Origin of the sequence: Martinezella tropici, from assembly GCF_003287875.1 — a bacterium.
GTDB lineage: Bacteria > Pseudomonadota > Alphaproteobacteria > Rhizobiales > Rhizobiaceae > Rhizobium > Rhizobium tropici_C.
In genome coordinates, this window is record NZ_QMKK01000019.1 from 104,923 (window position 1) to 113,493 (window position 8,571).

The window sequence follows — 8,571 nt, forward strand, 5'->3', positions numbered from 1 at the left end:
CCTTTCGCCTATCCCTTCAAGTCAGCTCCGGCATTGACGGATTCGATGATCATTCAACAAAGGGGGGGACATGGCCGCCGCCACCGCGGGCCTGACATTCCTGGCACTATGCCTGCCCTTTCTCGGTGCATTGATCGCGCCCATCGCTGTTCGGCGGCTAGGTCATAATGCGGCCTGGCTCTTGGCGTTGCTTCCAGCGCTTTCCTTCATTCATTTCGTCGGCTTTCTTCCTGCAATCGCGGCCGGGCAGGCTGAATTGGGCGGCTTCGATTGGGTGCCAAGCCTCAATCTGCGGTTTTCCTGGCTGATTGACGGCCTGTCGCTGACCTTCGCGCTGCTCATCACTGGCATCGGCACGCTGATCGTCCTCTATGCCGGCGGCTATCTGAAGGGGCATGTCGATCTCGGCCGCTTCTTCTCCTTCATCTTCCTCTTCATGGGCTCGATGCTCGGCCTCGTCGTCTCGGATGGCTTCTTGACGCTCTTCGTCTTCTGGGAGCTGACCTCGATCACCTCCTTCCTGCTGATCGGTTTTGATCATCAGCGGGAAGCCTCGCGCCGGGCGGCGCTGCAGGCGCTGGTCGTGACCGGCGGCGGAGGGCTGCTGCTGTTGGCAGGCCTGCTGCTGCTCTGGCAGATAACCGGCATCGCCGCGATGTCCGACCTGTTGAAAGCCGGCGATCTCGTGCGTGCGAGTCCGCTCTACCTTGCAGCCCTGATCCTGGTGCTTGGCGGCGCCCTCACCAAATCGGCGCAGTTTCCGTTCCATTTCTGGCTGCCGAATGCCATGGAAGCGCCGACTCCCGTTTCGGCCTACCTTCACTCGGCAACCATGGTGAAGGCGGGCGTCTATCTTGTGATGCGGCTCAATCCCGTCCTCGGCGGTACGACGGCCTGGCAGGCCATCCTTCCGCTTTTTGGTGCCGCCACGCTGCTCGTCGGAACCTTGCTTGCCATCCGCCAGACCGATCTGAAGCTGAAGCTCGCCTATACGACGGTTTCCTCGCTCGGCCTGCTGGTCATGCTCACTGGCTTCGGCACGGATTATGCCATCGAAGCAGCTGTCCTCTATCTGGTGGCGCATTCGCTGTTCAAGGGCGCGCTTTTCATGGTCGCCGGCATCGTCGATCATGAGACGGGAACACGCGACATCACCCGGCTGGGCGGCTTGCGCTCGGCCATGCCGCTGACCTTTGCCGCCGCTCTGGTTGCAGCGGTCTCGATGGGGGGGCTGCCGCCGGCTTTCGGTTTCCTCGCCAAGGAAGAGATCTATGCCGCGCTGGCACAGGCATCGCCCGCCGCGATCATCCTGACGATCATCGCCGTGGCCGGCAACGCGCTGATGTTCGCCATCGCCTTCGCCGTCGCGCTGAAGCCTTTCCTGGGGCCGCTGACCGAGACGCCACGCCATCCGCATGAAGCGCCGCCCTTGCTTTGGCTCGGGCCGGTGACACTTGCCTTGCTCGGCATTGCTTCGGCCTTGTTCGCACCCTTATGGCACGTTTACATCTCCTCACCGATGGCAAGCGCTGTCAGCGGCAAAGGTTTACAGATCGCAGTTTCGCTGACTCCGCATATCGGCCTGCCTCTGGCACTCTCCATCGTGACCGTGCTGATCGGCATCCTTGTCTATTGGCAGCTCGATCGCGCCCGTTTTTTCATGTCTGTGGTCCTGCGAATGCTGGGACCGGGCCCGGATCGCGGTTTCGACGGGTTCATCTCCGGCCTGGTGCGGCTCTCACACGTCGTCTCGCGTTTCCTGCAGCCCGGGCGGCTGGAAATCTATGTCGCCGTCACCTTCCTCTGCCTTGCGGCGATGCTGCTGATCCCCCTCGTGATCCACGGCGAATTGCCTCATGTGCCTGCCTGGCCGGACCTGCAGTGGCACGAGGCGGCGATCTTCCTGATCGCCATCATCGGTGTTGCCGCAGTCGTCTTCGCGCGGGACCGGCTGACGGCCATTGTTTCGCTCGGCATTCAGGGATTTGCCGTCGCCGTCATCTTTCTCTTGTTCGGGGCACCGGATCTGTCCTTCACGCAGTTCATGGTCGAGACCCTTTCGGTCGTGATCCTGGCCCTGGTGATGACGCGCCTGCGCCTCTCGCCTTCGGATCACCGGCCGCCGCTCGCCAGGGTCGCTCATGCCGTATTGGCGATCGCCTGCGGCATCGGCTTTGCGCTTCTGCTGCTGAAGGCGACCCAGGCACCGTTCGACCTGACGCTGACGGCCTTCTTCAATCAATATTCGAAGCTGATCGCGCATGGCGATAATGTGGTGAATGTCATCATCGTCGATTTCCGCGGCACGGACACGCTCGGCGAGATTGCCGTCGTCGCCGTGACCGGCCTTGCGATCCTGGCGCTGATCCGCATCCGTGCCGGCGGCGAGCGTAAGCTTGCAACCAACGACCCAGATCTTGAGGAAAAGGCCGGTCTCGGCGAAAGGATGGAGGCCGAGCGCTCGTGAACACGCTGATCTTCCGCACCGCCGCGCCGTTTCTGACCGCCCTGATGCTGCTTTTTTCCGTTTTCGTGCTGCTGCGCGGCCATAACGAACCCGGCGGCGGCTTTATCGGCGGCCTCATCGCAGCGTCGGCCCTGGCGATCTATGGTATTGCCTGTGGCGTCACGGCGGTCCGGCAAGCCATTATTTTTCATCCGCTGGCGATTGCCGGTTTCGGTCTGCTGGCGGCAACCCTCGCCGGTTTTGTGTCCGTCTTTTCCGGCGTGCCGTTCATGACCGGCCTTTGGATCTATCCGCATCTCTTCGGCGTCGAGGTGCCGCTTTCGACCGTCATGCTCTTCGATATCGGTGTCTATCTGGTCGTCGTTGGAGCCATTACTTCGATCGCGCTGGCGCTCGAAGAGCGGGAGGCGGATTGATGGAGGTCGTCTTTGCCCTCGTCGTCGGCCTCTTCTTCGCCGCCGCGATCTATCTGATGCTGTCGAAATTCTCGATCCGCATCATGCTCGGCATCGCCATTCTCGGCAATGCCGTCAATCTTCTGCTTTTTACCGCCGGCCGGGTCACGCCCGAAGTGCCTCCCATCATCCGGAAAGGGGCGAGCACGCTCGACAACGCAGCCGCCAATCCGCTGCCGCAAGCCTTGATCCTGACGGCGATCGTCATCTCCTTTTCATTCCTTGCCTTTCTGCTTGTCCTGACCTACCGCGCCTATCAGGACTTAAGGACCGACAATACGGGCGAGATGCTCGTGGCCGAACCGGACGAGCGGCCGTTGCCGCCCCTGGGATACTGACGCGATGGCCGGCCTACCCGATATTCCCGTCGATCTCTTCGCCGCGCTGGTTGCCGCACCCGTGCCTGTGGGCCATTGGCTTGTCATCCTGCCGGTCGCCTTGTGCATCGGGCTCGGGGCGATTCTGCTGATGTTGCGCAACCGTACCGAATGGCATGCCGCGATCGCTATTCCCGGTCTCGTACTGCTGGTGCTGATCGACGCTGCCTTGCTCTATAAGGTCGTCGACGAGGGCGCCGTCACGATGGTCATGGGACGATGGCTGCCGCCTTTCGGCATCGCCTTCAGCGTCGATATTTTCGGCGCGCTCATGGCCCTGACGGCAGCCATTGTCGCCCTGTTGGCGAGCTTCTACTCGCTCGGCGAAATCACCGTGAGCGGGCGGCGATATGGTTTTTTCCCTTTTCTGATGCTGTTGCTGGCTGGCGTCAGCGGCGCCTTCCTGACGGGCGACGTCTTCAATCTCTATGTCTGGTTCGAGGTGCTGCTGATCTCGTCTTTCGGCCTGCTGATCCTCGGCTCGGAGCGCGAGCAGATCGATGGCGCATTGAAATACGCCGTCCTCAATCTCATCGCCACCACGCTGTTCCTCGTCTCCGTCGGCTATCTCTACGCCGTCTTCGGTACGCTCAACATGGCCGATATCGCCATGAAGGCGAGGGCGGGTGAGAGCAATGCGCCGCTGACGACCCTGGCAGGCCTGTTCCTGTTGGCCTTCGGCATGAAGGCGGCAGCCTTCCCGGTCAATTTCTGGCTCCCGGCTTCCTATCACACCCCCCGCATCACCGTTTCGGCGCTCTTCGCCGGCTTGCTGACCAAGGTCGGCATCTATGCCCTCATCCGGGTTTTGGTTATGCTGCTGCCTGTCGAGCGGGCAGGGCTCGGTCCGCTGGTCACGGTCATCGCCATCGCGACCATGCTCGTCGGGGTTATGGGTGCGCTCGGGGCAAACGATGTCAGGCGCATGCTCGGCTATATCGTCATATCGGGCATCGGTACGATGCTGGCTGGCGTTGCCCTCGGCAATGCCGATGGCCTCAGCGGCGCGATCTTCTATGCGCTGCATTCGATGGTGCTGATGACCGCGCTCTATCTGCTTGCAGGGCAGGCGGCTCGGCTCGGCGGCAGCTTTTCACTCACGGCTCTCGGCGGGCTCTATCGGCAGAGCGGCTGGTTTGCCGGTCTTTCGCTGGTGCTCTTCTTCGCCGTCAGCGGTCTGCCGCCCTTTTCGGGCTTCTGGCCAAAGGTCGTACTGGTGAAGGCCGCGCTCGCAACGGGCGCCTGGTGGCTCGCCGCAACAATCTTGCTGGCCGGTTTCCTGACAACGATCGTTTTCGGGCGGGTGTTCCTGCTCGCTTATTGGCGACCCGCGGCGGGCGATAGCGTCGCGGCGGAGCCGATCAGGTGGCAGGCCGCTTTGCCGCTTCTTGCTCTTTCGCTGCTTGTCATCGGCTTCGGCCTGTTTCCGGAACGGCTCCTGCACCTGACCCAGGCGGCGGCCGCCGGCCTCGAGCAGCCATCGGCCTATCTGCACTCCGTCTTTCCCGCGGCAGGAGGCGCTCGATGATTCTCTTCATCTTCAATCTGCTGCTTGCCATCGTCTGGGTTGCCGTAACCGGCAGTGCTTCCTTCATCAATCTGGTCTTCGGCTTCGTCCTTGCGGCGATTGCGCTCGCGATCGTGCGATCATCCTACGGAGGCGTACTCTATCTCGGGCGTGCTCGCCGCATCCTCGCGCTCGTGGTACTGTTCATATGCGAGCTCGCAAAGTCCGTCTGGGCTGTTGCCGTGGCCGTCATGAGCCCCAGGATCGATGTGAAGCCCGGGATTTTCGCCTTTCCCCTGACGGTCGACCGCGATTTTGAAATCACGCTGCTTGCCAACCTCATCACGCTGACGCCGGGCACGCTATCGGTCGACGTCTCGGATGACCGCAGGATGCTTTATGTCCATGCGCTCGATTGCTCCGATCCGGAAGCCATCAGGCGCGGCATCGCCGACGGCTTCGAGCGCCGCATCATGGAGGCTTTCCGATGATGGTCGCATCTATCGTTTCGGCTGCAGCAATGGTGGCGCTGGGCATACTGAGCATCGCCTTCCTGTTCACCGTGTATCGCGTGGTTGCCGGTCCGACATTGCCGGATCGGGTTCTGGCGCTCGATATGCTGGTGGCGATCGCCATCGGCTTCATTGCCGTCATCGCCATCAAGACCGGCTTCACGCTTTACATCGATATTGCCATTTCGCTGGGCCTCGTCGGTTTCCTCGCCACTGTCGCCTTCGCCCGGTTCATCCTGACGCGGGCGCAACCCGATGTTTCGAGCCGGCATGCTGCACGCCCGGAAACTATCGGCGCTTCCGAAAGCAAGAAGACGCGCAAGCGGAACAAGCAACGGAAGGGAGGGCGTTGATGGATTTGCTTTGGGCTATCCTGGTCGCCATGCTTCTGTTGGCTGGCGCATTGTTCTCGCTTATTGCCGCCATCGGCATTGTTCGCCTTCCGGATCTCTACAGCCGCATGCATGCGGCATCGAAGGCAGGCACGGTTGGTTCCGGCCTATTGCTACTTGCGGTTGGCATTCATTCGCAGGACCTGTCGATATTGGCGCGGGCGCTGGCCGGATTTGTCTTTTTCGTATTGACCGCACCGATTTCGGCACATCTTCTTGCGCGTGCGGCGCACAAGGCGGGGCATCGCTTGACGGCGCCTTCCGTACGCGACGAATTGGTGCGGCACCAGCAGCTCGCGAAACACGGGAATGGAAAAAAGGGCTAACAAACGCAGAAATTGTTAATGAAGGAATATCTGTTCGCGTTATTAGTTATCCATTTTTTAGTAGATGAATTTTTTGCGAAGAAATGTTGGGATTAAAAACTGGACATTTGGGTAAAGAGTGCTAATTCAGATTCAAGTAGAGTTCTGATGTTAAGTTAGTCTCGACCGGGTTTAAGCTCTCAATGCTTTTATCTTTCCTTGATACAAAGCTGAGCAAAACTTTGTTCCGATCAGCGATTAGAGATCGCTATCGTGGTCGCTAATTCTGATATCAGGCGGCAAGAGGCGGTTTTCCCTCGCGTGAAATCTAGGGGTGGATTTCATGCGATAAGAAATATGGCGTTATGCACCGTTTTCTTGCTGATGGCTGCTACGAATACGAGCAATACGTTTGCGCGAATTGCTCGGCGCTGGGAAACTCCGGGATCAGCAGATTTCCGAAGTCAGGCGCAGATTATACAGCAACGCTGTGCCCTGCGCTCTCTTTTGGGGCGCGGCGCGGCAAGCAAGCCGATGAACAGGAGAACACAATGACAGATGCGGCCCTTGGCAACGGGCAGGAGTTACTGGTTGAACTGACCGCCGACATCGTTGCGGCCTATGTCAGCAACCATGTCGTACCGGTTAGCGACCTTCCGAACTTGATTTCCGACGTACATTCCGCCTTGAGCAACACCTCGGCTCCGGCTCCTGCCGTAACCGTGGTCGAAAAGCAGAAGCCGGCCGTATCGGTTCGCAAGTCCGTGCAGGATGATCAGATCACCTGCTTGGAATGTGGCGGCAGCTTCAAGTCGCTGAAGCGCCATCTTATGACCCATCACGGTCTTTCGCCGGAAGAATATCGCGAGAAGTGGGATCTGGCCGCCGATTATCCGATGGTGGCACCGGCTTATGCCGAAGCCCGTTCGCGCCTTGCAAAGGAAATGGGTCTCGGCCAGCGCCGCAAGCGCGGCGGCCGCTGAGAGTTCATTACTGATCAAAGAAAAACCCGGCTCTCAAGCCGGCTCAGACTGCTGACAAACCTCTGGCGTCAGCCGGAGGTTTTTGATTCAATGGGACATGCTGAAGAAACCTGCTCCCGAACAGACGGCTCTCGAGATGGTGACGCTCGACAGTCTTGTGCCGAAGGATCACCTTCTGCGCCGAATAGACGCGGTGATCGACTTCTCGTTCATCCACGATCGCGTTGCCGGCTTGTACTGCGCCGACAATGGCCGCCCGCCGCTTGATCCGACGCTGATGTTCAAGGCGCTGTTCATCGGCTACCTCTACGGCATTCGCTCCGAGCGGCAGCTGGTGCGCGAGATCGAGGTCAATGTCGCCTATCGCTGGTTTCTCAGGATGAAGCTGACGGATGGCGTGTTCGATGCGTCGACCCTGTCGCAGAACCGCCGCCGACGCTTCAACGATACGTCGGTGGCCCAGGATATCTTCGACCACATCGTTGAACAGGCGGTTTCCCACGGGCTGGTGGACGGCACGGTACTCTATACGGACAGTACCCATCTGAAGGCCAATGCCAACAAGGGCAAATACGATCTGGCCATGATCGAGAAATCGCGTGCCGACTACTGGGCCGACCTCGACCGGGCGATCGACGCGGAGCGCAAGCTGCATGGCCAGAAGCCGCTGAAGGACGGGGAGCGCCAGGCCGAGATCAAGGAGACCAAGGTGTCGCGCACCGATCCCCAGAGCGGCTACATGGTGCGTGACGGCAAGCCGAAGGGCTTCTTCTATCTCGATCATCGCACGGTGGACGGCCGACATGCGATCATCACCGATACCCATGTGACGCCGGCCAACGTGCATGACAGCATCGTCTATCTCGGCAGGCTCGACCGGCAGTGCCAACGCTTCGGCTTCGATGTGAAGGCTGTCGGGCTGGATGCCGGCTATGCCACCTCAGGCATCGCCCAAGGCCTGGAGGACCGCGCCATCCTCGGTGTCACCGGCTATCGCAATCCGACCCCGCCCAAAGCCGGCATGATGCGCAAGAACAGCTTCGTCTACGATCAGCGAGCCGATGGCTATCGCTGTCCGCAAGGCCAGCTTCTCACCTACGCCACCACCGACCGCAACGGCTACAAGCATTACACATCCGATCCTGCCATCTGCGGCACCTGCCCGCTTCTGGCGTCGTGCACGTCCAACGGCAAGGCCATCCGCACCATCACCCGGCACGTTTGGGCCGATGCCCGCGAGCGCACCGACGGTCACCGTCTCACATCCTGGGGCAAGGCGATCTACAAAAGACGCAAGGAGACGGTCGAGCGTTCCTTTGCCGATGCCAAGCAGCTGCACGGCCATCGCTACGCCCGCTTCCGAAGTCTCATCAAAGTCCGATGCCAGTGCCTGATGGCCGCCGCAGCCCAGAACATCAAGAAGATCGCGATGGCGCTCACAAAGACACCCAAACCGAGCCTCGCATGAATCACAGGAGCAGGACCGATCTCCCTTCAATGCCGCAACCCAGGAAACAAACACACCAGAAATACAAAACCCCGCCAAAATTTGACGGGGTTTGTCAGCAGTCTG

9 protein-coding genes are annotated in these 8,571 nt (G+C 60.2%); all 9 read left to right on the top strand.

Going from position 1 to position 8,571, the window contains the following annotated elements:
* Positions 1 to 70: 70 nt before the first annotated feature.
* Entirely contained in the window at positions 71 to 2,467 is a 2,397-nt protein-coding gene (locus tag DQ393_RS03125) for a putative monovalent cation/H+ antiporter subunit A (protein ID WP_112340345.1), read from the top strand.
* Positions 2,464 to 2,883, top strand: a complete 420-nt coding sequence (locus DQ393_RS03130; protein WP_112340346.1) for a Na+/H+ antiporter subunit B — start codon at positions 2,464 to 2,466, stop codon at positions 2,881 to 2,883. The genes DQ393_RS03125 and DQ393_RS03130 overlap by 4 nt, the downstream gene beginning before the upstream one ends.
* Complete coding sequence (locus DQ393_RS03135; RefSeq protein ID WP_112340347.1) at positions 2,883 to 3,260, top strand: Na+/H+ antiporter subunit C; 378 nt, start codon at positions 2,883 to 2,885, stop codon at positions 3,258 to 3,260. The genes DQ393_RS03130 and DQ393_RS03135 overlap by 1 nt, the downstream gene beginning before the upstream one ends.
* A gap of 4 nt (positions 3,261 to 3,264) precedes the next feature.
* Positions 3,265 to 4,827 (top strand): Na+/H+ antiporter subunit D, encoded by a 1,563-nt coding sequence (locus DQ393_RS03140; protein ID WP_112340348.1) that lies wholly within the window; start codon positions 3,265 to 3,267, stop codon positions 4,825 to 4,827.
* Complete coding sequence (locus DQ393_RS03145; RefSeq protein ID WP_112340349.1) at positions 4,824 to 5,297, top strand: Na+/H+ antiporter subunit E; 474 nt, start codon at positions 4,824 to 4,826, stop codon at positions 5,295 to 5,297. The genes DQ393_RS03140 and DQ393_RS03145 overlap by 4 nt, the downstream gene beginning before the upstream one ends.
* Positions 5,294 to 5,671 carry a cation:proton antiporter gene (locus DQ393_RS03150; protein ID WP_112340350.1) on the top strand — a complete coding sequence of 126 codons (378 nt, stop codon included), beginning with the start codon at positions 5,294 to 5,296 and terminating at the stop codon, positions 5,669 to 5,671. Before DQ393_RS03145 ends, DQ393_RS03150 begins: the two co-directional genes overlap by 4 nt.
* Positions 5,671 to 6,036: a monovalent cation/H(+) antiporter subunit G gene (mnhG, locus tag DQ393_RS03155; RefSeq protein ID WP_169644802.1), complete on the top strand. Its 366-nt coding sequence runs from the start codon at positions 5,671 to 5,673 to the stop codon at positions 6,034 to 6,036. Before DQ393_RS03150 ends, mnhG begins: the two co-directional genes overlap by 1 nt.
* Positions 6,037 to 6,566: 530 nt before the next feature.
* Positions 6,567 to 6,998 carry a MucR family transcriptional regulator gene (locus tag DQ393_RS03160; RefSeq protein WP_112340352.1) on the top strand — a complete coding sequence of 144 codons (432 nt, stop codon included), beginning with the start codon at positions 6,567 to 6,569 and terminating at the stop codon, positions 6,996 to 6,998.
* A gap of 97 nt (positions 6,999 to 7,095) precedes the next feature.
* A complete protein-coding gene (locus DQ393_RS03165) occupies positions 7,096 to 8,466 on the top strand; it encodes an IS1182 family transposase (protein ID WP_112340028.1) in 1,371 nt (456 codons plus the stop codon).
* Positions 8,467 to 8,571: the final 105 nt, after the last annotated feature.